Raw genomic sequence first — 21,917 nt, 5'->3', positions numbered from 1 at the left:
GCAATAAAAAAAACCGGAGCATGCTCCGGTTTTTTTATCGATACCAGCTGACTCAGCCCGCCAGTTTCTTCTTGAGCAGCTCCGTCACCTGCGCCGGATTCGCCTTGCCCTTCGAGGCCTTCATGGTCTGGCCGATCAGCGCGTTGATCGCCGCTTCCTTGCCGGCGCGGTACTGCTCGACCGATTTCGCATTTGCCGCCAGCACCTCGTCCACGATCGCTTCCAGCGCGCCCGTGTCCGAAATCTGCTTCAGCCCTTTTTGTTCGATGACGATGTCGGCCAGGTTCTCGTCGAGGGATTTGGCTTCCCACATCGCCGCGAACACTTCCTTGCCGGCCTTGTTCGAGATCGTGCCGTCGGCGATGCGGCGGATCAGCAGCGCCAGCTGCGACGCCTCGACCGGCGAGTCGAGGATGTCGACGCCTTCGCGGTTCAGGGTCGAGGACACATCACCCATCATCCAGTTGGCGATCGCCTTGGCGTTTTCCTTGCCGGCTTTCGCGACGACGGCTTCGTAATAGGCCGCCATGCCTTGCGAGGAGGTGAGGATCAGGGCGTCGTATTCCGGCAGGCCGTAGTCGCCGGCGAAGCGCTTGCGCATGGCTTCCGGCAGTTCCGGCATGTCGGCGCGCACGCGCTCGATCCAGTCCTCGTCGATCATCAGCGGCGGCAGGTCCGGGTCCGGGAAATAGCGGTAGTCCTGCGCGTCCTCTTTCGAGCGCATGGCGCGGGTTTCCTTGCGGTCCGGGTCCCACAGGCGCGTAGCCTGCTGGACCTTGCCGCCGTCTTCGATCAGCTCGATCTGGCGCCGCACTTCGTAGTGGATCGCCTCTTCCATGAAGCGGAAGGAGTTCAGGTTCTTGATCTCGCAGCGGGTGCCGAATTCCTGCTGGCCCAGCGGACGCACGGAGACGTTGACGTCGCAGCGGAAGGAACCTTCCTGCATGTTGCCGTCGCAGACGCCCAGCCACATGACCAGGCCGTGCAGGGCCTTGGCATAGGCCACGGCCTCGTTCGCGCTGCGCATTTCCGGTTCTGAGACGATCTCGAGCAGCGGCGTGCCGGCGCGGTTCAGGTCGATGCCGGTCATGCCGGCGTAGTCCTCGTGCAGCGATTTGCCGGCGTCTTCCTCGAGGTGGGCACGGGTCAGGTTGACGGTCTTCGTCTCCAGCTTGCCGTCCTTCTCGTAGCCGAAGGTGATCGTGCCGCCCTGGACCACGGGGTCTTCGAACTGGCTGATCTGGTAGCCCTTCGGCAGGTCCGGATAAAAATAGTTTTTACGGGCGAAGACCGATTGCGGCGCGATTTTCGCGCCGACCGCCAGGCCGAAGCGGATCGCGCGCTCGACGGCGCCCTTGTTCATCACGGGCAGCACGCCCGGCAGGGCCAGGTCCACGGGGCTCGCCTGCGTGTTCGGCTCGGCGCCGAACTGGATCGAGCTGCCGCTGAAGATTTTCGAATTGGTCGTGAGCTGGACGTGGTTCTCAAGACCGATGACGACTTCCCATTGCATGGTGTTCTCTCTTTGTATTCTGTGCGGGCGTGACGGTTAGACGCCTTCAGGCGCGCGCTGGTGCCAGTCGGTCGCCAGCTGGTACTGGTGGGCGACGTTCAGCAGCTTCGCTTCGCTGAAGTAGTTGCCGATGATTTGCAGGCCGACCGGACGTTTTTCATTCTTCTCGCCGCTGCCGAAACCGCAGGGGATCGACATGCCGGGCAGGCCGGCCAGGCTGGTCGACAAAGTAAAAATGTCGGCCAGGTAGTTGGCGACCGGGTCGTTGGTCTTCGAACCCGCGTCCCAGGCGACGGTCGGCGCCACCGGGCCCATGATCACGTCGCACTTGTCGGCGAACGCGGCCTGGAAGTCGTCGGCGATCAGGCGGCGGATCTTTTGCGCCTGCACGTAGTAGGCGTCGTAGTAGCCATGGCAGAGCACATAGGTGCCGACCATGATGCGGCGCTGGACTTCGCGGCCGAAACCTTCGGCGCGGGTTTTCTTGTACATCTCCGCCAGGTCCTTGTACTCGCTGGCGCGGTGGCCGTAGCGCACGCCGTCGAAGCGCGACAGGTTCGAGGAGGCCTCGGCCGGGGCGATGATGTAGTAGGTCGGGATCGACAGCGCCGTCTTCGGCAGCGAAATATCGACCAGCACGGCGCCCAGTGCCACGAATTGATCGAGCGCGGCGCGCACGGCGCTTTCCACGTCGGCGGCCAGGCCTTCGCCGAAGTATTCCGAAGGCACGCCGATGCGCAGGCCGTTCAATGGCTTGTCCAGGTCGCGCGTAAAATCTTCGTGCAGGTTGCCTTGTTCGGGCGTCAGGCTGGTCGAGTCGCGCACGTCGTGGCCGACCATTTCGTTCAGCAGCAGGGCGCAGTCTTCCGCCGTCTGCGCCATCGGGCCGCCCTGGTCGAGCGAGGAAGCGAAGGCGATCATGCCGAAGCGCGAGACGCGGCCATAGGTCGGCTTGATGCCGGTGACGCCGCAGAAGGCGGCCGGCTGGCGGATCGAGCCGCCGGTGTCGGTGGCGGTCGCGGCCGGCGCCAGGCGCGCGGCGATCGCGGCGGCCGAGCCGCCCGAGGAGCCGCCCGGCACGGCCAGCGCATCCCATGGGTTCTTCACCGGACCGAAGGCGGAGTTCTCGTTCGCCGAGCCCATCGCGAATTCGTCGCAGTTCACTTTGCCGAGCGTGACCATGCCGGCCGCATTGAAGCGGTCGACCACGGTGGCGTCGAAGGGGCTGACGTAGTTGGCCAGCATCTTCGAGCCGGCAGTCGTGCGCCAGTCGCGCGTGACGAAGATATCCTTATGGGCGATCGGCACGCCGGTCAGGGGGCCGGCGCTGCCTTCGGCGATGCGGGCATCGGCGGCGGCGGCCTGGGCCAGCGACAGGGCCGGGTCCACGTGCAGGAAGGCGTTGTGGCCGCTCGCTGCGATGCGGTCGAGGAAGTGGCGGGTGAGCTCGGTGGAGGACACCTGCTTCGCCTGCAGCAGCGCGGACAGTTCTTTGATGGTCTTGTTATGCATGGTGCCTAAGTTCCGTAAATACGTGTTCGTGGAAGCGGTTTACTCGATGACCTTCGGCACCAGGTACAGGCCGTCCTGGGCTTTCGGCGCGGGCGCCTGGTAGTCGTCGCGGCGGTTTTCTTCGGTGACCACGTCGTCGCGCAGGCGCAGCGGCAGCGCCATGATCGCGGCGATCGGATGCGACAACGGCGCAACACCGCTGGTGTCGACCGCCTGCATCTGTTCGGCCAGGGCGAAGATGCCGTTCAACTCGCCCAGTGCGGTCTCGGCGTGGGCATCGTCCATCTCGAGCTGCGCCAGGTTGGCGATGCGTTTTACGTCTGAAAGAGTCAGGGACATGGCAAAAAGCGCGGCGCGGGCCGCGTTCAAAATGTGGTTGGGCGGACAACGGAGTGAGGCTGCAGGCTGTTGAACAGCGTGCTACGGTCGATAAAACCTTGCTAATACCGTCGATCTCGCTCTGGGAACTGGGGGGTAAAACCCCCTGTTTTCAACGTTTAATCGGTAAATTATAAGGTAGAATGGCGGGCTAATGCGTGGTCGGCGCCGAATGAGCGCGGCCCCGGCATGAAAAGACCGCAGGGCGCAGTCAGGGCCGGGGCGGCGAGGACTCCCGATCAAATTTTAAGGCGCGGTTTCGCGCATCAGGACACACATGTTTGGTTCTTTACGCAGTTACTTCTCGAACGACCTGGCCATCGACCTGGGTACCGCCAACACGCTGATCTATGTGCGCGGCCAGGGCATCGTGCTGGACGAGCCATCGGTCGTTGCGATCCGCCAGCAGGGCGGCCCGAACGGCAAGAAGACGATCCAGGCGGTCGGCAAGAAGGCCAAGCAGATGCTGGGCAAGGTACCGGGCAATATCGAGGCGATCCGCCCGATGAAGGACGGCGTCATCGCCGACTTCACCGTCACCGAAGAGATGCTCAAGCAGTTCATCCGCATGGTGCATGACTCGAAGTTCTTCCGCCCGTCGCCGCGCATCATCATCTGCGTGCCTTGCGGTTCGACCCAGGTCGAGCGCCGCGCGATCCGCGAATCGGCGCTCGGCGCCGGCGCCTCGCAGGTGTTCCTGATCGAAGAGCCGATGGCTGCCGCGCTTGGCGCCGGCCTGCCGGTGTCGGACGCGACCGGCTCGATGGTGGTCGACATCGGCGGCGGCACCACGGAAGTGGGTATCATCTCGCTGGGCGGCATGGTGTATAAAGGTTCGGTGCGCGTCGGCGGCGACAAGTTCGACGAAGCCATCGTCAACTACATCCGCCGCAACTACGGCATGCTGATCGGCGAACAGACCGCCGAAGCGATCAAGAAGGCCATCGGTTCGGCCTTCCCTGGTTCGGAAGTGAAGGAAATGGAAGTCAAGGGCCGCAACCTGTCCGAAGGCATCCCGCGCGCGTTCACGATCTCGTCGAACGAGATCCTGGAAGCGCTGACCGACCCGCTGAACAACATCGTCTCGGCGGTGAAGAACGCACTCGAGCAGACCCCGCCGGAACTGGGCGCCGACATCGCCGAGAAGGGCATGATGCTGACCGGCGGCGGCGCACTGCTGCGCGACCTCGATCGCCTCCTGATGGAAGAGACCGGCCTGCCGGTACTGGTCGCCGAAGACCCGCTCACCTGCGTGGTGCGCGGCTCGGGCATGGCGCTGGAACACAATGACAAGCTGGGCTCCATTTTCTCGTACGAGTAAACAGCCGCCGGCTCGATGGTGCAAGACCCTGGGCAGGCCGCCGGTGCAATACCGGCCGCCTGCCTGCGCTGATTCCGGGCGGCTTATCCGCCATTATTGAAATCCATGGATTACAGTCCTCCGCCGCTTTTCAAACAGGGCGCCCCAGCGCGGGTGAAGGTGACGGTGTTCGCGATCTTGTCGCTGACGCTGCTGGTGGTCGACGCCCACATGCACGTATTGAACACCGTGCGCCAGGTCGCCGCCACCGTACTCTATCCGCTGCAGATGGCCGCGCTCATGCCGCGCGACGCCGTCTCCAGCATGGGCGGCTATTTTTCCTCGCTGTCGAGCCTGCAGAACGAAGTGCGCGACCTGAAGAACCAGCAGGTGGCCCAGGCCCAGGCCATGCAGCAGGCCCAGCTCCAGATGGCCGAGAACGCTCACCTGCGGCGCCTGCTGGAGGCGCGCGAGTACCTGCCGGTGGCGTCGATCATGGGCGAGATCCTGTACGACGCGCGCGACCCGTCGACCCGCCGCATCGTGCTCGATCGCGGTACCCGCAACGGCGTGCAGCTCGGGCTGCCGGTGATCGACAACGCCGGCGTCATCGGCCAGGTGACCCGCGTCTTCCCGTTCACCTCGGAAGTGACCCTGCTGACCGACAAGGAGCAGGCGATTCCGGTGCAGGTGCTGCGCTCGGGCCTGCGCAGCATCGCCTATGGCCGCGGGCGCTCCGGACTGCTCGACCTGCGTTTCGTCGCGCCCGACGCCGACATCCAGGTCGGCGACGTGATCGTCACCTCGGGCCTGGACGGCATGTATCCGGCCGGCCTCGCCGTGGCGAAAGTCATGCAGGTCGAGAAGGTGGCCGCCGGCGCTTTCGGGCGCGTGGTCTGCCAGCCGCTCGGCGGCATCGACCGCAACCGCCAGCTGCTGATCGTGATGTCGGGCGCGGCGCGCGCGCCGCGTCCGGCCGAACCGCCGGCGCCGCCGGTGCACGGCGCCAGCCGCCGCAACCTGCCGAAGATGGATCCGGTGCCGGTGCCGCCGCTGGCGGCTGCTCCGCTGCCGGCGCAGGGCCTGCCGACCCAGCCCGGCGCCAACAGCCCGGCCGGGACCGGCGCGGCCGCACCTGCCGCGCCTGCGCCCGCCGCCACCGTTCCCGCGCCCGCCGGCGCGCAGCATCCGGGTGTCAGGCCGGCCGCTGCGCCAGCGGCCACGCCGCCCGCCGCGACCGGCACGCCGCCCGCCGCAACCGGCGCTGCGCATCCGGCCGCGCCGCCAACAACCACGGCCGCACCGGCTGCAAAAACAACGGCCACGCAGCCTGTGCCTGCGCCACGCAAGGAGGGCGCGTAATGCCCGGAGCACGTCCCAACTACATCCTGCTGCCGGTCAGCCCGCTGTTCATCGCGTTCAGCCTGACCTGCGCCTTCATGCTCAACCTGCTGCCCTGGGGCCAGTGGACCGGCGCCCCCGATTTCGTGGCGCTGGTGCTGGTCTTCTGGGGCATCCACCAGCCGCGAAAGGTCGGCATCGGCGTCGCCTTTGCCATGGGCCTGCTGATGGACGTGCACGACGCCACGCTGCTGGGCGAGAACGCGCTGGCCTATACGCTGCTGTCGTACGTCGCCACGATGATCCACCGCCGCGTGCTGTGGTTCCCGGTGCTGACCCAGGCCATGCACGTGTTCCCGCTGCTGCTGCTGGCGCAGGCGATCCAGTCCTTCGTGCACTTCTTCGCCACCGGCCGCTTCCCCGGCTGGCTGCATTTCATCGAAAGCGCGGTCGCGGTCGCCCTGTGGCCGGTCATCACCTGGCTGCTGCTGGCGCCGCAGCGCCGCGCCGTGGACCGCGACCACACCCGCCCGATCTGATGGCCCAGCCGCACGATGACCGAGCGCAGTAATGACTGAGCAGTAATGACCGAAATTAAAGACAGCGACCGCGAGATCCACCGCTTCCGCCTGCGCCTGACGGTGCTGGTGGTGATGGTCTTCCTCTGCTTCGGCGCCCTGGTGGCGCGCTTCGTCTGGCTGCAGGTCGTCCAGCACGACAAATACCATGCCCAGGCCGAAGACAACCGCATCGCGCTGGTGCCGATCGTGCCGAACCGCGGCCTGATCGTCGACCGCAACGGCGTGGTCCTGGCGCGTAATTACTCCGCCTATACGCTCGAGATCACGCCCTCGAAACTGCAGGCCAGCATGGACTCGGTGATCGACGAACTGGCCAGGCTGGTGTCGATCGAGCCGAAGGACCGCAAGCGCTTCAAGCGCCTGCTGGAAGAGTCGCGCAGCTTCGCCAGCGTGCCGCTGCGCACGAGGCTCACCGACGACGAGGTGGCGCGCTTCACCGCGCAGCGCTTCCGCTTCCCTGGCGTCGAGGTGCAGGCCCGCCTGTTCCGCCAGTACCCGCTGGGCGAGATCGCCTCGCACGTGGTCGGCTACATCGGCCGCATCAACACGCGCGAAGCCGAGGCGATCGAGGAAGGCGACGACGCCGCCAACTACAACGGCACCGACTACATCGGCAAGGAAGGCCTCGAGAAGAAATACGAGCGCTACCTGCACGGCACCACCGGCTACGAAGAGGTCGAGCGCTCGGCCGGCGGGCGCGCGATCCGCACGCTGTCGCGCCGGCCTCCGGTCCCGGGCAGCAACCTGATCCTGTCGGTCGACATCGAACTGCAGAAGGTGGTCGAGGAAGCCTTCGGCGACCAGCGCGGCGCCTTTGTCGCCATCGATCCCGAAACCGGCGACGTGCTGGCCTATGTCTCGCGTCCGGGCTTCGACCCGAACCTGTTCGTCGACGGCATCGACAGCCAGAGCTGGAACGAGCTGAATACCTCGCTCGACAAACCGCTGATGAACCGTCCGCTGTCGGGCACCTATCCGCCCGGCTCGACCTTCAAGCCCTTCATGGCGCTGGCTGCGCTCGAGCTGGGCAAACGCAGCAAGAGCCACGGCATCATGGATCCCGGTTTCTTCACGCTCGGCGGGCACCGCTTCAACGACGACGTCAAGGGCGGGCACGGCTATGTCGACCTGCATCGTTCGGTCGTGGTCTCGTGCGACACCTATTACTACCAGCTCGGCAACGACCTCGGGATCGACGCCATCCATGACTTCATGGCGCCGTTCGGCTTCGGCTCCCAGACCGGCATCGACCTCGAGCACGAAAAGGTCGGTGTCCTGCCCTCGAAGGAGTGGAAGGCCGAGCGCTTCAAGAAGAACCGCGCGGCGCAGAAGTGGGTCGGCGGCGACACGATCTCGATCAGCATCGGCCAGGGCTTTAACAACTACACCATCATCCAGCTGGCGCACGCGGTGGCCAACCTCGCCAACAACGGTATCGTGATGAAGCCGCACCTGGTGAAACTGATCGAGGACGGCGCCACGCGCCAGCGCACGCTCACCGTGCCGAAGGAGAGCCGCCGCATCCCGCTCAAGCAGGAGAACATCGACTTCATCAAGCAGGCGATGGTGGGCGTGACCACCGAGGCGGGCGGCACCGGCGCGCGGGCATTTGCCAACGCCGGCTATGTCGCGGCCGGCAAGACGGGTACGGCCCAGGTGATCGGCCTGAAGGGCGGCAAGTACAACGCCCATGCAATCGACGAGCGCCATCGCGACAACGCCCTGTTCACGGCATTCGCACCGGCCGACAAGCCGCGCATCGCGATCGCGCTGGTGGTCGAGAACGCGGGCTTCGGCGCGGCGACGGCGGCGCCGATCGCGCGCAAAGCGCTCGACTATTACCTGCTCGGCAAGCGTCCGCCGCCGCCGAAGCCGGACGAAGGCGCGCCCGGCGCCAAGCCGGTCGTCACCGCGGCCGCCGTCAAACAGGCGCCCAGGGCCGCGGCGCCGGCTGCACCGGCCGCAGGCTCGGCCGCGCTGACCGCGCCCGCCACCACCAAGGAGTAACAGATGGCCTATTATCCGGAGCGGCGTTCCCTCAGCCGCCGGCTGAAGCCGTATTTCACCGTCTTCGACTGGCCGCTCGCCATGGTCCTGTTCATGCTGCTGACCACGAGCGTGATCACGATGTCCTCCGCCGGGGCCGAATTCCCGGGCCGCGTCGAAGCGCAGATGCGCAACTTCCTGCTCGCCTTCGTCGTCATGTGGCTGGCGGCCCTGGTGCCGCCGCAAACGCTGATGCGCCTGGCGGTGCCGGTGTACACCTTCGGCGTCACGTTGCTCATTGCGGTGGCGGCATTCGGCATCATCAAGAAGGGCGCGCGGCGCTGGCTACACGTGGGCGTCGACATCCAGCCTTCCGAGATCATGAAGATCGCGACGCCGCTGATGCTGGCCTGGTATTTCCAGAACCGCGCCAAGATCGGCAGCTGGAAGTCGTTCGCGGTGGCGGCCGTGCTGCTGGTCGTGCCTTTCGCGCTGATCGCCAAGCAGCCCGACCTCGGCACGGCACTGCTGGTCGGCGCCTCCGGCTTCTACGTCATTTTCCTGGCCGGCCTGTCGTGGAAGGTGCTGATCGGGCTGGCCGTGGGCGGCGCGGCCTGCCTGCCGGTGGCCTGGTCGATGATGCACGACTACCAGCGCGAACGCATCATGACGCTGATCGATCCGACCTCCGACCCGCTCGGCAAGGGCTTCCACATCATCCAGTCGACCATCGCGATCGGCTCGGGCGGCGTGATGGGCAAAGGTTATGGAAAAGGCACGCAAGGCCAGCTCGAATTCGTGCCCGAACAGACGACCGACTTCCTGTTCTCGGTGTATTCGGAAGAATTTGGACTGGTCGGCAACCTATTTCTTTTGGTAATCTATCTGCTGCTGATCGGCCGCGGCATGATGATCGCGGCGAACGCACCGAATCTGTTCTCGCGGCTGCTGGCCGGCGCGATCACGATGATTTTCTTCACGTATGCCTTTGTCAACATGGGCATGGTGAGCGGCATCCTGCCCGTGGTGGGCGTGCCCTTGCCGTTCATGAGCTATGGCGGCACCGCGTTCATCACACTGGGCCTCGGCGCCGGCATATTGATGAGCATACAAAGGCACCGGAAACTGGTGCAGACATAAAGGAGGAGGCGCGCATGACCGCTCCGAGATTACTCCCAGCGGTCATCGCCCTCGCGGCCTTGATGACCGGATGCGGATCCACCGGCGAACACAAAAGCCTGATTCCGCTGCCTTGGCAGCATAAAGTGACAAGCCACCATGGCGACGTCGCCTTGCCCGCGGCCGGCTCCGGCCGCGGCGGCTACTACAAGGACGACGGCCCGGGACGCGACATCCCGCCCGGCCTGGAGCTGGTCCCGGACGCCATCGTGCGCGCCGAGCCCTACGCCAAGTGGGCGAACCGTCCGTATTCCGTGTTCGGCCAGACCTATAATCCGATCCTGCACGAAGAGCCGTTCACCCAGCGCGGCGTGGCCAGCTGGTACGGGGTGAAATTCCACGGCCAGCGCACCTCCTCGGGCGAGCCCTACGACATGTACAAGATGACGGCCGCGCATCCGACGCTGCCGATCCCGTCCTATGCGCGCGTCACCAGCATCGCCACCGGCAAGTCGGTCGTGGTGCGCATCAACGACCGCGGCCCCTTCCACGCCAGCCGCATCATCGACGTCTCCTACACGGCGGCGCTGAAGCTCGGCTTGCTGGGCAAGGGCAGCCACGAAGTCGAGATCGAGCGCCTGTTCCCGAACGACCCGGCGCGCGTGGCGACCGTGCGCCGCGAGGCCACCTCGCAGGCGCAAGCGCTCGACGTGACGCCGGCGCCGCCGGACGTCGCGGCGCTGATGCTCGAAGACCGCATGACGTCGGACAGCGCCGCAGCAGTAAAAGTCGCGCCGGCGGGGTTCTGGCTGCAGCTCGGCGCCTACAGCCGTGCGGACAAGGCGCAGGAGATGAGCCGGCGCCTGGCGGACACGGGCCTCGGCAGCCTCGAAGTCACCCCCGCCGGTTCCGTGCACCGCTTATATGGCGGGCCGTTCGGCACGCGCGACGAGGCGCAGCAGGCAGCCAGGGCGCTGCCGCCGGAGCTGGGCTTGAAGCCGATCGTGGTGAAGCGGTAGGGTCTGCGAGAGCCGCTTGAACGCGTGGGCGGGGGACCCGCCCACCCTGCGTCAGCGTCGATTACCGGCAAACGTGTAAAACCGCTGTCGGCAATCCGCGCCCGGCCTCGACGATCCGGTTGCGGATCTCCGCATCGATATCCCGGAACCGGTACGCAAACCGCTGCGATTGCGGCCCGCGCGGCAGGATGCGCACGTTGGCAATCCCCAGTTTCGTCAGGCGCGCCGCTTCGCTGCGCGCCGCCGCCTCGCTCTTGAAGACGCCGAGCGAGATCGCCCACCTCAAAGGCGAGTCGCCCTGCATCACGAAGGAGTTGGTCACGCCGCGTTCGCGCAGCTCCGTCGTGCGGCGGTCGGCGCCTTCCTTGCCGCCCTGCGGCGGCAGGTAGACCAGGTGGCTCGTCACTTCCTGGAACGGCACCGTCAGCCGCGTCTGGCGCTCGCCCAGGTCGAGCCGCGCCAGGCGCGTCTCGAAGCGGCGCGCCTCGAAGGCCGGGAAGGCATCGGTCTCGACACAGGCGACGGCGGGCGCAGCCGGCGCGGCGGCAGGGGCCGCGGCCTTCGCCGGCACCTCGGCCGCCGCACTCGATTCAGCAGCCGTCTCGGCGGGCGCGGCGGCCTGCGCGATCGCCTGTGCCTGGGCGCTGGTCAGCAGCACCAGCTTGTCGGCCGCGAGCTGGTTGCGCAGGCGCGCCGGCTCGCGCTGTTCAGGCTCGGCACCGCCCAGGAAACCGTGGCCCCAGGCGAACAGCAGCGCGTTCGCGCACAGCAAAGCCCAGAATACGAATCTCAACAAGTCCCGTCCTCCATGGATGTCCCGGCCCGCGCCACCGCGTGCAGGCCGACCAGCACGATATTATCGGCCATCCGGTACCTGCACTTGAGTGCCGGTGCGATATAGGGTGCGGCGCCGCCCGACAGGATGCAGAGCGCGTTCGCATGCGCCGCAACCGCGCGTTCGATCGCGCCGGCCTGGGCCGACAGGCAGCCGGACACGATGGCGTCATTCGTATTGTCGGCAAACTGCGGCGGCGGCGCGGCGCCCGGCGCAGCCTGCGGCAGCTGCGCCGTGTTTTTCGCCAGGGAGCCCGCCATCAACGCCAGGCCGGGCAGGATCATGCCGCCGACGAAACGGCCCTCGCTCGTCACCGCGTCGACCGTGGTCGCCGTACCGCAGGTGGCCACCACCAGCGGCTGGTCCGGCGCCAGGGCCCGTGCGCCTATCGCCGCGGCGAAGCGGTCGCAGCCCAGGCGTTCCGGTTCGCGGTAGCCGTTGACCAGGCCCGCGCGTGCGGCGCTGGAGGCGAACCATTCGGTCTCGATCGGCAGCAGCAGGGCGGCGAGGCGCTCGCGCAAGGCGGCACCGGCCACGTTCGATACGAGCGCCCGCGTCACGCCCTGGCCTTGCCAGGCGGCGGCAGCGGCGTCGAGGTCGGCATGCAGCACTGCGCCCAGCTCGATCCATTCGCCGGGCGCAGCACCCGGCGCGGCCAGCGCCCACTTCACCCGGGTATTCCCGGCATCGATCAGGAGCAGCATTTATTGACCACCTTTCACGCGCAGCGACACGTCGCCGGCCAGCACCGCGATGCGGCCCTCCTGCGTGTCGAGCAGCAGGCGGCCGGCGTCGTCCACACCGGCGGCGCTGCCCTCATGCAGTACCGTGCCGCGGTCGAGCACCGTGACGGTCTCGCCCTGCCAGGCGTGGCGCAGGTTCCAGCGCGCGGCAAACGCGCCGAAGCCCGCGCGTTCGAATTCGCGCAGCGCGCCGGCCAGGCCGTCGAGCAAGGCTGCCAGCAGCGCGTCGCGGTCCATCCGCGCCAGCCAGGGGAGGGAGGCGACACTGCGTCCGATCTGGGCCTCGAGTTCGTCCGGCATGACCAGGTTCAGGCCGATGCCGATCACGGCCCAGACGCCGCCGCTGGGTGCGGCCTGGGTTTCGATCAGGATGCCGGCCAGCTTGTCGCCGTCGCGCAGCACGTCGTTCGGCCATTTCAGGCCCACCTGCACGCCGAGGCGCTCCAGGGCCTCGGCCAGCGCCACGCCGATCGCCAGCGGCAGACCGGTCAGGCGCGCCAGCCCGCCCTCGAAACGCCAGGCCAGCGAGAAGGTCAGCGAGCCTTCGCTCGAGGACAGCCAGCTGCGGCCGGCACGCCCGCGGCCGGCCGTCTGGTTGCGCGCGACGAGCAGCACGGGCGCGGCGAGGGTCGCGGCGCGCGCCAGCAGGTCGGCGTTGGTCGAGCCGGTCTCTTCGACCACTTCCACGGCCAGGTCTGGATCCGACTGCGCGGCTGTCGACAGGACCATGATGGCGGCGGCGTTCATGCGGCCTCCCTGCGCGGCTTGGTGGGCGCGCGCGCAAACAAACGGTCGAAGACGCCGTTCGGCAGCGCGCGCAGCAGTTTGGCGGCCACGCCCATCTGCCAGGGCAGCACGCGGTAGCTGTCGCCGCGCGCGATCGCGCGGACGGCAGCGGCGGCGAAGCGCTCGGCCGGCATCAGGAAGGGCATGGGAAAACGGTTGTTGCGGGTCATGGGAGTATCGATATAGCCGGGCGCGATCGTCACCACGCGGATGTTCGAGGAGTGTAGTTCGAGGCGCAGCGATTCGCAGTAGGTGTGCACCGCCGCTTTCGAGGCGCAGTAGGCGCCGGCGCCGCGCATGCCGCGTATGCCGGCCACGCTGCCGATCGCGACCAGGCGGCAGGGACTGCCCTGTGCCCTCATCGCTGCGACAAACGGGGAGAAGGTGGCGACCGTCGCCGTCACGTTGGTGGCGAACACCGCCTCGAATACCGGCAGGTCCTCGGGCCGTTCGGTGAGGGTGCCGTGCGAAATGCCGGCACAGGCGATGACGATGTCGGCGCCGCCCTCAGCCGCGAGGAAGTCCCTGGCTGCTGCCGCCAGCGCGGCGTGGTCGAGCACGTCGACCCCATAGCAGCGGTGGCGTTCGGGATGGGGGAGCGAAGCGCTCAGGGCGGCCAGTGCGTCGCCGCGCCGTGCGACCAGGCCGAGGGTGGCGCCGCGGGCCGCATAGTCGCGCGCCAGCGCCGCGCCGATGCCGCTCGAGGCGCCGGTGATGAAGACCCGGTCGGCTCCAGCCGCCGCGGTCATTTTTTGTCCGCTTTGGCCGCTTTGGCTTTTTCCACCAGTGCGTCCATCACCTGCAGGGCCACCTGCTGCTGTTCGATTTCGGTCTGCGCCGGAGAGCCTTCCGGATTCGCCATCGACGGCGAGGTGATGAAGCGGCCGTCGATCGCGACCATCGGCCAGTGGTCGACCCGGTACTCGTTCATCATGGCGGCGGCGCGGCGTGCCTTGGCCTGGGTGCCGAAGGCGTTATAAGCGTCCACGAAGCGGGCGCGGTCGATACCGGACTTCACGGCCCAGTCGATCACCTCTTCGTCGTTCGCGAAGCGCGCGCCTTGCTGGTGCATGGCGGCGAAGGCTTTGGTGTGGTACTGCCCGACCAGGCCCAGCGCGTCAAGCGCGTAGAACAGGCGCTGCTGCGGCAGCACGCGCGCGCCGCCGGCCACGTGGACGCGCTTGAAGACGATGTTGTCGCCCTGTTTTTTGACCCAGTCGGCGAGCAGCGGCTCGAACACGTTGCAGTGCGGGCAGTAATACGCGAAGAACTCGATGACCTCGACCTGCTTGCCGGCCGGCGTGTCCATTTTCTGCGGCAGCACCCGGTACTGGACGCCTTCTTTCGGCGCAGTCGGAGCAGCTGGGGCGGCGGCAACGACGCCGCTCAGGGTCAACAGGGCAGCGGTACACAGCAGGCGGCGCAGCATTTGCATCGGGTTTTTCCTTTTACTTTTGATTACGGACGATCGCGACATCGATGCCGCTGTCGAGCAGCTTGGCACGTGCCTTGTTCACGGATTCGACCTGGCTGAACGGGCCCAGGCGGACGCGGTGCAGCGTGCCGCTGTCGCTGGCGCGGTCGCTGATCGCGGCCTCGAAGCCGAGCAGGGCCAGCCTGGCGCGGGTGGCCTCGGCGTCCGACATCTCGCGGAAGGCGCCGGCTTGCAGGTAGTAGACGTATTTGTCGTCGGCGCCGGCGGCCGCGGCGGGTGCCGCAGAAGGTGCGGCAGATGCGCCGGCAGGGGCCGCGGCAGGGGCGGGCGCAGCGGCGCGCGGCGCCGGTTTCGATTCCGCGGCAGCGGTCATGCCGGCGATCGCCTGGCCCAGCGGATCGGACTCGGTCGCGGCGGCATGCGCGGGCTTGGACGCCGGTGCCGGCGCCGGTGTCGGCGCGGCGGCTGCGGCTTCTGCCTTTTTCGCTTCACGCTCGGCGAGCTGCTTCGCCGCTTCGCGCGCGGCGTCGCGGTTGCCGTAGAGCGGCTTGTTCGGGTCGTTCGCCTGGCTCGGTTCGAGGTCGGCCGGGCGGCCCATCTTGTTCGAGCGGTCGGTGAAGGGCGAAGCGCCCTTGGTGATCATCAGCGCGACCGCCACCGCGATACCCAGCCCGATGATGAGGCCGATGATGATGCCGGTCAGGGTGCTGCCGCGCTGGCGGGAAGGGAAACGAAGGGTGGCGGTCATGTTTGCCTGCTTATGCTTGTGGATCGGCTTGTGATGCGTCTTGTGGTTCGGCCGGAGCGCGTTCCATCTTGTTCGGCGCCGAGACGCCGATCAGGGCCAGGCCGTTGCGCAGCACCTGGCGCGTCGCCGTCGCCAGCGCCAGGCGTGCCAGTTTCAGGGTCTCGTCGTCGTCGAGCAGCCATTTGTGGGCAAAATAATAGCTGTGCAGTTCGCCGGCCAGTTCGCGCAGGTAGAACGCGACCTGGTGCGGGCCGAGCTCGGCCTGGGCGCGCTGCAGCACTTCCGGATAGGCCGCCAGTTTCGACAGCAGGCCGGCTTCGTGCGGGGTGGTCAGCTGCGACAGGTCGGCCTGCGCCAGCGCCGCTTCGTCGCCGCCCCAGTTGGCCAGCGCCGAGCAGATGCGCGCGTGGGCGTACTGCACGTAATACACCGGGTTCTCGTCCGAGGTTTTCAGGGCGACGTCGACGTCGAACACGAATTCGGTGTCGGCCTTGCGCGAGATGAGGAAGAAGCGCACCGCGTCGCGGCCGCGCGTGATGTCGCCGTTGCCCGACCATTCGATCAGGTCGCGCACGGTCACATACGAACCGGCCCGCTTCGAGATTTTCACCTCTTCGCCGTCCTTCATGACGGTGACCATCTTGTGCAGCACGTAGTCGGGATAGCCCTGCGGGATGCCGATGTTCACCGCCTGCAGGCCGGCGCGCACGCGGGCGATGGTGCCGTGGTGGTCGCTGCCCTGGATGTTGATCGCCTGGTCGAAACCGCGGCGGAACTTCTGGATGTGGTAGGCCACGTCCGGTACGAAATACGTGTAGGTGCCGTCGGACTTGCGCATCACGCGGTCCTTGTCGTCGCCATACTCCGTGGTCTTGAGCCACAGGGCGCCGTCCTGCTCGTAGGTGACGCCGGCGTCGACCAGGCTTTGGACGGCCTGTTCCACCTTGCCGTCGGCGTACAGCGAGGACTCGAGATAGTAATTGTCGAACTTGACACCGAAAGCTTGCAGATCCTGGTCCTGCTCGTTGCGCAGGTAGGCCACCGCGAAGCGGCGGATCGATTCGATATCGTCGGCGTTGCCGCTGGCGGTGGCCGGTTCGCCATCGCTGGCGGAGACGGTTTTACCCGCCAGGAAGTCGTTCGCGATGTCCTGGATATAGTCGCCGTTGTAGGCCGACTCCGGCCACTCGGCGTCGCCCGGCTTGAAGCCGCGTGCGCGCGCCTGTACCGAGTTCGCCAGCGTGGCGATCTGCACGCCGGCGTCGTTGTAGTAGAACTCGCGGGTGACCTGGTGGCCCTGGGCTTCGAACAGCGAAGAGAGGGCGTCGCCCAGCGCCGCCTGGCGGCCGTGGCCGACGTGCAGCGGGCCGGTCGGGTTGGCCGAGACGAATTCGATGATCGCGTGGTGGCCCTCGCCGGAGGTACCGCGCCCGAAGGCTGCGCCCTGCTCGAGGATGGTGCGCACCACCGACTGCTTGGCGCCGGCGGCGACGCGCAGGTTGATGAAGCCCGGTCCTGCGACGTCAGCTGCTTCGACCAGGCCGGCGGCGTCCGGATCGGCCAGCAGGGCGGCGACCAGGCGCGTGGCCAGTTCGCGCGGATTGGTCTTCAGGGGCTTGGCCAGCTGCATGGCGATATTGCAGGCGACGTCGCCATGGCTTGGATCGCGCGGGCGTTCCAGGACGACGTTGGGAGTCAGGTCGGTGCCTTCGATGATCGGCGCAAGGGCGGCCTGGAAGAGGGCAACGATCTGTTGTTTTTGTTGGGCGAGCATGGATGGTATGTGTTGGTTCGATAATGCGGTGGCGCGGCCACGGCAAACAAGGGTTCATTCATTATACTGGTTTGCTGCAGCGCCGAATACGGCCGCCGCCGCCCTGCTTGCTGCCCAGCCCACTGCGCAGTCCACCGCGCAGTCGACCGCGCAGTCCACTGTTTAAGCGCGGCCAAAGGCGGAGCCGGTACAATGCGGGTCTTTCCCGTATTGACCCCGCCATCATGACCGACAAGCGCCCGACGCTCACCATCAAGCCCAAGGCCGCCAGCGCCAGGCCAACCAAGCCGGCCGGCAATCCGGCCGCGCAGTATGCCCGGCCGAAGCCTGCGGCCAAGCCTGAGCGCAAGCTTGACGCCAAGCCGGCGGCGGCCCCGAACAAGCCCGCAGCGGCCCCGACGCCCGCCCCGCGCCCGAGCTACGAGGTAAAACCCCAGTTCCAGCAGGCGTACCGGCCGGACCTGCCGGGCGACTCGCTGGCCCTGGCGCTGCTGGGTGCCGCGAGCGCCGTGGCCCAGGTGCGGGGCGGCACCGCGCTGCCGCAGGCCTTGTCGAACGTGTTTGCCGCCTTCGGCGCCACGCCGCAAGGCCGCGGCGCGATTCAGGACCTGGCCTACCGCACGATGCGCGGTCTGGGACGGGCGGAAACCCTGCTTGGCTTGATGACGACCAAGGCGCCGGACGTCCCGATGCTGGTCGGCCTGATCCAGTGCGCGCTGGTCCTGCTCGACCCGCCCGCGGGCGAAGCGCCCGCCTATGAGCCGTTCACGATCGTGGACCAGGCGGTGACGGCCGCGGGCAACCACCCCGATATGGCCCACGCCAAGGCGATGGTGAACGCGGTATTGCGCCGTTTCCTGCGCGAGCGCGAGGAGCTGGTTGCAACCGCATTGAAACAAGCGCTGGCGCAGTGGAACTACCCGCAGTGGTGGATCGACGCCACGAAGGCGGCCTATCCGCGCGACTGGGAAGCGATCCTTGCGGCCGGCAACCGTCATCCGCCGCTGACCCTGCGCGTCAATACCCGCAAGATCTCGCTCGAGGACTACCTGCGCCAGCTGGAACAGGCGGGGCTCGAAGCCGACCAGGTCGGCCCGGCCGCCCTGCGCCTGAAGCAGGCGACCAACGTGTCGCAGATCCCGGGTTTCCACGATGGCCTGGTGTCGGTACAGGACGCCGGCGCCCAGCTGGCCGCGCCGCTGCTGGGGCTGGAGGACGGCATGCGCGTGCTCGACGCCTGCGCGGCGCCGGGCGGCAAGAGCGGGCACATCCTGGAGTTGGCGAACGTCGAGCTGACCGCGGTCGATGCCGACCCGCAGCGCCTGGCACGCGTGGGCGACAACCTGGGCCGGCTCGGCCTGTCTGCCACGCTGGTGGCGGCCGAAGCGCAGAGCAAGGACTGGTGGGATGGGCAAGCGTTCGACCGCATCCTGGCCGACGTGCCGTGCACGGCCTCCGGCATCGTGCGCCGCCACCCGGACATCCGCTGGCTGCGCCGCAAGACCGACACGCGCCAACTTACAACACTTTCCGGGGAGATACTCGACAATCTTTGGCAGATGCTGCGGGCCGATGGTAAATTGCTGTTTGTGACATGTTCGCTCTGGCCCCAGGAATCGGAGGCGCAGGCGGCCGCGTTCGCGGCGCGCCACACGGATGCTGTCCGCCTCGATGCGCCAGGGCAGCTGCTCCCCGCGAGCGGCGCCGGGCTCGATCATGACGGATTGTTCTACGCCTTGTTCCAAAAGAGAGCAGCGTAAGTTTCCCGCACGAGCGTGTGAAAAAATCGCCATGGCGGCGTTGCATCGCCTCGCCGTACTAGCGTACTGTCTTCGGCGATGCGCCTTGCCCTGACGATTTTTTCGCACGCTCTACGCTCAATTTATTTAGGTTCCGGCCCTCTGTGACTTTACGATTTTTCCGCCTCCTCGCCTGCCAGCTGCTGCTGGCTTTCGCGTGCGCTACGGCGCAGGCGGCCGACGGGATCGACATCACGCTGGCGAAAATCGAGGCAACCGACGAAGGCTACCGGCTGGGGGCCAACTATTCATTCGAGCTGAACCACGATCTGGAAGACGCCCTGCAGCACGGCGTCAAACTGTATTTCACGACCGAGATCGAGCTGACGCGCCCGCGCTGGTGGTGGCGCGACGACCGCGCCGTGTCGTCGAAACGCACGGTCAGCATCTCCTACGACGTGCTGCTGCGGCAGTATTATGTGTCGATGGGCGGCAGCGTCCAGCAAACCTACCAGACCCTGGACGAGGCGATGTTCCAGATCCGCCGTCCCGGGCGCTGGCTGATTGCCCCGAAAAACGCGCTGAAACCCGGCGAGACCTATGAAGTCAGCCTGCGCATGTACATGAACCGCGACCTGCTGCAAAAGCCGCTGCAGGTCAACGCGTTCGGCAACTCCGACTGGCACCTCGCCTCGAACCGGAAGACCTTCAATTACCGTGCGGAGTAAGGCGTGAACCAGGCCATGCGCTATGCGCTGGTAGTCGGCGGGGCGGTCGTTTCGATCCTGCTGTTCCTGCTTGCCTCGGTCTCGGACAATTCCGCCTTCTTCGACCGCTACTATGTCTGGCTGCTGGGGCTGAACGCGACGGTCGCCTTCCTGCTGCTGATCCTGGTCGTGGTCGCCCTCGGGCGCCTGTATTCGCGCTACAAGGCCGGACGCTTCGGCTCGCGCCTGATGGCGAGGCTGGTCCTGCTGTTTGCCGGTATCGGCATCCTGCCGGGCCTGGTCATCTTCATGGTGTCGGTGCAGTTCGTCTCGCATTCGATCGACTCCTGGTTCGACGTCAAGATCGAGGCCGCGCTGCAGTCCGGCCTGAACCTGGGCCATGCGGCGCTCGAGGAGGCGCAGACGGAGCTCTCGGCAAAGGGGCAGACGGTCGCCGCAACCCTGTCCGGCCAGGACGACGGCGGCGCCCAGATGACCCTGGCGCAGCTGGTGTCCGATACCGAGGGCATGCAAAGCGCGCTCCTGCTCGACGCCAACGGCAAGCTGGTCGCCAGCGCCAGCCGGGACCGGCGTGCCGACCTCACGGCCGACCTGCCGAACGCGCAGATGGTGCGCCAGGCCGCCATGCCGGGCGGTTACGCGCGGGCCGAGGGCGGAATCGAACTCGACTTCCGCGACAATACCAGCGGCGCCAACGGCGCGAACGGCACCAACGGCGGCTCGACCGCCCTCGATGCCGCCACCAGCCTGCGCCTGCGCGCGGTGCTGGCCGTGCCCGAGCCGCCGGGCGCCGCGCCGCGCTACCTGCAGCTGATGCAGGCGGTACCCGTCAACCTGGCCTCGAATGCCGAGGTGCTGCGCAGCGCCTTCTCCGAATACCAGCAGCGCTCGTGGGCGCGCGAGGCCCTGCGCCGGATGTATGTCGAGACGCTGACATTGACCCTGCTGCTGGCGATCTTCGGGGCCATCGGCAGCGCCGTGCTGATCGCCGGGAACCTGGCCCAGCCGCTGCTGGTGCTGGCCGAGGGCACGCAGGCGGTGGCCGAGGGCGACCTGTCGCCGCGCCCGATCGTCGAGACGAACGACGAACTCGGTACGCTGACCCAATCCTTCAACGCCATGACCGGCCAGCTGTTCGAAGCGAGAAGCGCCGTCGAGCGCAACCGCGCGGCCCTGCAAAGCGCCAAGGCCCACCTCGAATCGGTGCTGGCGAACATGTCGGCCGGCGTGCTGGTGCTCGACGCCGAGGGTACCGTGGTCAATTCGAACGAGGCCGCCTGCCGCATCCTGCAGATGGAGCAGTGCCACCTGAACGGGCCGCTGTCCAGGATCGAGGGCCTGGAACATTTCGCCGCCGCCGTCACGCGTGCGTTTTCGACGCAAAGCGCGCAGTCGGCCGCCGGCACCGCGCGCCAGCGCACCCACTGGCAGCAGGAAATCGAGATCCCGCGCCGCGCTCCCGGAGAAGACCACGACACCACCTTGCTGGCGCGCGGCTCGCGCCTGCCGGTGGGCGTGGGCAGCGGCTTCATCGTCGTGTTCGACGATATCTCCGACGTGATCTCCGCCCAGCGCTCGGTCGCCTGGGGAGAGGTGGCGCGCCGCCTGGCCCACGAAATCAAGAACCCGCTAACGCCGATCCAGTTGTCGGCCGAACGCCTGCAGATGAAACTGGAAGACAAACTGGACGCGGCGGACGCGGCCCTGCTGGCGCGCGCCACGACCACCATCGTCAACCAGGTCGACGCCATGAAGCGCATGGTCGACGACTTCCGCGACTATGCGCGCACGCCGCCGGCGGTGCTCGAACCGCTCGACCTGAACGCGCTGATCGAGGAAATCCTGACCCTGTACCTGGCCGAGGATGCGTCGGACGTCATCCACGCCACGCTGGCGCCGAACCTGCCGCGCGTGATGGGCGACCCGACGCAATTGCGCCAGGTGATCCACAACCTGCTGCAGAACGCCCAGGATGCGCTGGGAGACCGGGAATCGCATGCGCGCGAACCGCGCATCGACGTCGCCACCGAGATCATCCGCTACACCGGCGCGGACGGCACGGCGGGCGAGGCGGTGCGCCTGGCGATCCTCGATAACGGTCCCGGCTTTGCACCGAAGATCCTGGCGCGCGCCTTCGAGCCGTATGTGACCTCGAAGGCGCGCGGCACGGGCCTCGGCCTGCCGATGGTGAAAAAGATCATCGACGAGCACGGTGGTCGCATTGATGTTCAGAACCGTCCAGACGGAAGTGGCGCGTCGGTATCCATTTTGCTGTTAAAGTTAGCACAAGAGGCGAACTTGGCCGAAGCGTAAAACGGGCATAGAATCACGGCTGGAATCGAGACTGAATATCACAACTGAGTCGGGCGGAGACGGAAGG

The 21,917-nt window shown here is 67.2% G+C and carries 19 protein-coding genes; 9 read left to right on the top strand and 10 right to left on the bottom strand.

The window, feature by feature from the left end:
• Positions 1–52: 52 nt before the first annotated feature.
• From gatB to gatC, 3 genes are read right to left on the bottom strand one after another with little or no spacing between them, the layout of a single operon-like run.
• On the bottom strand, positions 53–1,531 hold the full coding sequence (gene gatB / locus LPB04_RS02320; RefSeq protein WP_227496725.1) for an Asp-tRNA(Asn)/Glu-tRNA(Gln) amidotransferase subunit GatB: 1,479 nt from the start codon (positions 1,529–1,531) through the stop codon (positions 53–55).
• A gap of 18 nt (positions 1,532–1,549) precedes the next feature.
• On the bottom strand, positions 1,550–3,025 hold the full coding sequence (gene gatA, locus LPB04_RS02315; RefSeq protein WP_193687201.1) for an Asp-tRNA(Asn)/Glu-tRNA(Gln) amidotransferase subunit GatA: 1,476 nt from the start codon (positions 3,023–3,025) through the stop codon (positions 1,550–1,552).
• A 39-nt stretch (positions 3,026–3,064) separates the two neighbouring features.
• Positions 3,065–3,364 (bottom strand): Asp-tRNA(Asn)/Glu-tRNA(Gln) amidotransferase subunit GatC, encoded by a 300-nt coding sequence (gene gatC, locus LPB04_RS02310; protein WP_193687200.1) that lies wholly within the window; start codon positions 3,362–3,364, stop codon positions 3,065–3,067.
• A 316-nt stretch (positions 3,365–3,680) separates the two neighbouring features.
• Between gatC and LPB04_RS02305 the strand changes: the two genes are divergently transcribed.
• The 6 genes from LPB04_RS02305 (at position 3,681) to LPB04_RS02280 (ending at position 10,749) form a co-directional block, all read left to right on the top strand.
• Positions 3,681–4,724 carry a rod shape-determining protein gene (locus LPB04_RS02305; RefSeq protein ID WP_193687199.1) on the top strand — a complete coding sequence of 348 codons (1,044 nt, stop codon included), beginning with the start codon at positions 3,681–3,683 and terminating at the stop codon, positions 4,722–4,724.
• 105 nt (positions 4,725–4,829) lie between these two features.
• On the top strand, positions 4,830–6,065 hold the full coding sequence (mreC, locus tag LPB04_RS02300) for a rod shape-determining protein MreC (protein WP_193687198.1): 1,236 nt from the start codon (positions 4,830–4,832) through the stop codon (positions 6,063–6,065).
• Positions 6,065–6,583: a rod shape-determining protein MreD gene (gene mreD / locus LPB04_RS02295; protein WP_193687197.1), complete on the top strand. Its 519-nt coding sequence runs from the start codon at positions 6,065–6,067 to the stop codon at positions 6,581–6,583. Before mreC ends, mreD begins: the two co-directional genes overlap by 1 nt.
• A gap of 45 nt (positions 6,584–6,628) precedes the next feature.
• Positions 6,629–8,632 carry a penicillin-binding protein 2 gene (gene mrdA / locus LPB04_RS02290; protein ID WP_193687196.1) on the top strand — a complete coding sequence of 668 codons (2,004 nt, stop codon included), beginning with the start codon at positions 6,629–6,631 and terminating at the stop codon, positions 8,630–8,632.
• Positions 8,633–8,635: 3 nt separating this feature from the next.
• The gene (rodA, locus tag LPB04_RS02285) at positions 8,636–9,751 is read left to right on the top strand and encodes a rod shape-determining protein RodA (RefSeq protein ID WP_193687195.1); all 1,116 of its coding nucleotides are present in this window, start codon (positions 8,636–8,638) and stop codon (positions 9,749–9,751) included.
• Between the two features lie 14 nt (positions 9,752–9,765).
• Entirely contained in the window at positions 9,766–10,749 is a 984-nt protein-coding gene (locus LPB04_RS02280) for a septal ring lytic transglycosylase RlpA family protein (protein WP_193687194.1), read from the top strand.
• A 61-nt stretch (positions 10,750–10,810) separates the two neighbouring features.
• On the opposite strand, the gene LPB04_RS02275 is transcribed toward LPB04_RS02280, so the two are convergent.
• From LPB04_RS02275 to argS, 7 genes are read right to left on the bottom strand one after another with little or no spacing between them, the layout of a single operon-like run.
• Positions 10,811–11,545, bottom strand: coding sequence for an SPOR domain-containing protein (locus LPB04_RS02275; protein ID WP_193687193.1), 735 nt, complete (start codon positions 11,543–11,545; stop codon positions 10,811–10,813).
• On the bottom strand, positions 11,539–12,288 hold the full coding sequence (locus tag LPB04_RS02270) for a type III pantothenate kinase (protein WP_193687192.1): 750 nt from the start codon (positions 12,286–12,288) through the stop codon (positions 11,539–11,541). The genes LPB04_RS02275 and LPB04_RS02270 overlap by 7 nt, the downstream gene beginning before the upstream one ends.
• On the bottom strand, positions 12,289–13,074 hold the full coding sequence (locus LPB04_RS02265; protein ID WP_193687191.1) for a biotin--[acetyl-CoA-carboxylase] ligase: 786 nt from the start codon (positions 13,072–13,074) through the stop codon (positions 12,289–12,291).
• A complete protein-coding gene (locus LPB04_RS02260) occupies positions 13,071–13,862 on the bottom strand; it encodes an SDR family oxidoreductase (protein ID WP_193687190.1) in 792 nt (263 codons plus the stop codon). Before LPB04_RS02260 ends, LPB04_RS02265 begins: the two co-directional genes overlap by 4 nt.
• Positions 13,859–14,548, bottom strand: a complete 690-nt coding sequence (locus LPB04_RS02255; RefSeq protein WP_193687189.1) for a thiol:disulfide interchange protein DsbA/DsbL — start codon at positions 14,546–14,548, stop codon at positions 13,859–13,861. The genes LPB04_RS02260 and LPB04_RS02255 overlap by 4 nt, the downstream gene beginning before the upstream one ends.
• 13 nt (positions 14,549–14,561) lie before the next feature.
• A complete protein-coding gene (locus tag LPB04_RS02250; RefSeq protein WP_193687188.1) occupies positions 14,562–15,296 on the bottom strand; it encodes an SPOR domain-containing protein in 735 nt (244 codons plus the stop codon).
• 10 nt (positions 15,297–15,306) lie between these two features.
• Positions 15,307–17,070: an arginine--tRNA ligase gene (gene argS, locus LPB04_RS02245; RefSeq protein ID WP_193687187.1), complete on the bottom strand. Its 1,764-nt coding sequence runs from the start codon at positions 17,068–17,070 to the stop codon at positions 15,307–15,309.
• A 224-nt stretch (positions 17,071–17,294) separates the two neighbouring features.
• Between argS and rsmB the strand changes: the two genes are divergently transcribed.
• From rsmB to LPB04_RS02230, 3 genes are all read left to right on the top strand, one after another.
• Positions 17,295–18,830: a 16S rRNA (cytosine(967)-C(5))-methyltransferase RsmB gene (rsmB, locus tag LPB04_RS02240; RefSeq protein WP_193687186.1), complete on the top strand. Its 1,536-nt coding sequence runs from the start codon at positions 17,295–17,297 to the stop codon at positions 18,828–18,830.
• 143 nt (positions 18,831–18,973) lie between these two features.
• Positions 18,974–19,537 carry a DUF4390 domain-containing protein gene (locus LPB04_RS02235; RefSeq protein ID WP_193687185.1) on the top strand — a complete coding sequence of 188 codons (564 nt, stop codon included), beginning with the start codon at positions 18,974–18,976 and terminating at the stop codon, positions 19,535–19,537.
• Positions 19,538–19,540: 3 nt separating this feature from the next.
• Positions 19,541–21,850: a sensor histidine kinase gene (locus LPB04_RS02230; RefSeq protein WP_193687184.1), complete on the top strand. Its 2,310-nt coding sequence runs from the start codon at positions 19,541–19,543 to the stop codon at positions 21,848–21,850.
• Positions 21,851–21,917 lie beyond the last annotated feature (67 nt).

Source organism: Massilia litorea (assembly GCF_015101885.1).
Lineage (GTDB): Bacteria > Pseudomonadota > Gammaproteobacteria > Burkholderiales > Burkholderiaceae_D > Telluria > Telluria litorea.
This window is presented reverse-complemented; position numbering and strand designations above follow the sequence as displayed.

What these genes read in the sequence shown, in the direction of transcription:
- LPB04_RS02250 (WP_193687188.1), bottom strand. Translation starts at nt 15,296, where the DNA reads ATGACCGCCACCCTTCGTTTCCCTTCCCGCCAGCGCGGCAGCACCCTG.
- rsmB (WP_193687186.1), top strand. Translation starts at nt 17,295, where the DNA reads ATGACCGACAAGCGCCCGACGCTCACCATCAAGCCCAAGGCCGCCAGC.
- mreC (WP_193687198.1), top strand. Translation starts at nt 4,830, where the DNA reads ATGGATTACAGTCCTCCGCCGCTTTTCAAACAGGGCGCCCCAGCGCGG.
- gatA (WP_193687201.1), bottom strand. Translation starts at nt 3,025, where the DNA reads ATGCATAACAAGACCATCAAAGAACTGTCCGCGCTGCTGCAGGCGAAG.
- LPB04_RS02260 (WP_193687190.1), bottom strand. Translation starts at nt 13,862, where the DNA reads ATGACCGCGGCGGCTGGAGCCGACCGGGTCTTCATCACCGGCGCCTCG.
- mreD (WP_193687197.1), top strand. Translation starts at nt 6,065, where the DNA reads ATGCCCGGAGCACGTCCCAACTACATCCTGCTGCCGGTCAGCCCGCTG.
- LPB04_RS02270 (WP_193687192.1), bottom strand. Translation starts at nt 12,288, where the DNA reads ATGCTGCTCCTGATCGATGCCGGGAATACCCGGGTGAAGTGGGCGCTG.
- LPB04_RS02280 (WP_193687194.1), top strand. Translation starts at nt 9,766, where the DNA reads ATGACCGCTCCGAGATTACTCCCAGCGGTCATCGCCCTCGCGGCCTTG.
- gatC (WP_193687200.1), bottom strand. Translation starts at nt 3,364, where the DNA reads ATGTCCCTGACTCTTTCAGACGTAAAACGCATCGCCAACCTGGCGCAG.
- LPB04_RS02265 (WP_193687191.1), bottom strand. Translation starts at nt 13,074, where the DNA reads ATGAACGCCGCCGCCATCATGGTCCTGTCGACAGCCGCGCAGTCGGAT.
- LPB04_RS02255 (WP_193687189.1), bottom strand. Translation starts at nt 14,548, where the DNA reads ATGCAAATGCTGCGCCGCCTGCTGTGTACCGCTGCCCTGTTGACCCTG.
- rodA (WP_193687195.1), top strand. Translation starts at nt 8,636, where the DNA reads ATGGCCTATTATCCGGAGCGGCGTTCCCTCAGCCGCCGGCTGAAGCCG.
- argS (WP_193687187.1), bottom strand. Translation starts at nt 17,070, where the DNA reads ATGCTCGCCCAACAAAAACAACAGATCGTTGCCCTCTTCCAGGCCGCC.
- LPB04_RS02305 (WP_193687199.1), top strand. Translation starts at nt 3,681, where the DNA reads ATGTTTGGTTCTTTACGCAGTTACTTCTCGAACGACCTGGCCATCGAC.
- mrdA (WP_193687196.1), top strand. Translation starts at nt 6,629, where the DNA reads ATGACCGAAATTAAAGACAGCGACCGCGAGATCCACCGCTTCCGCCTG.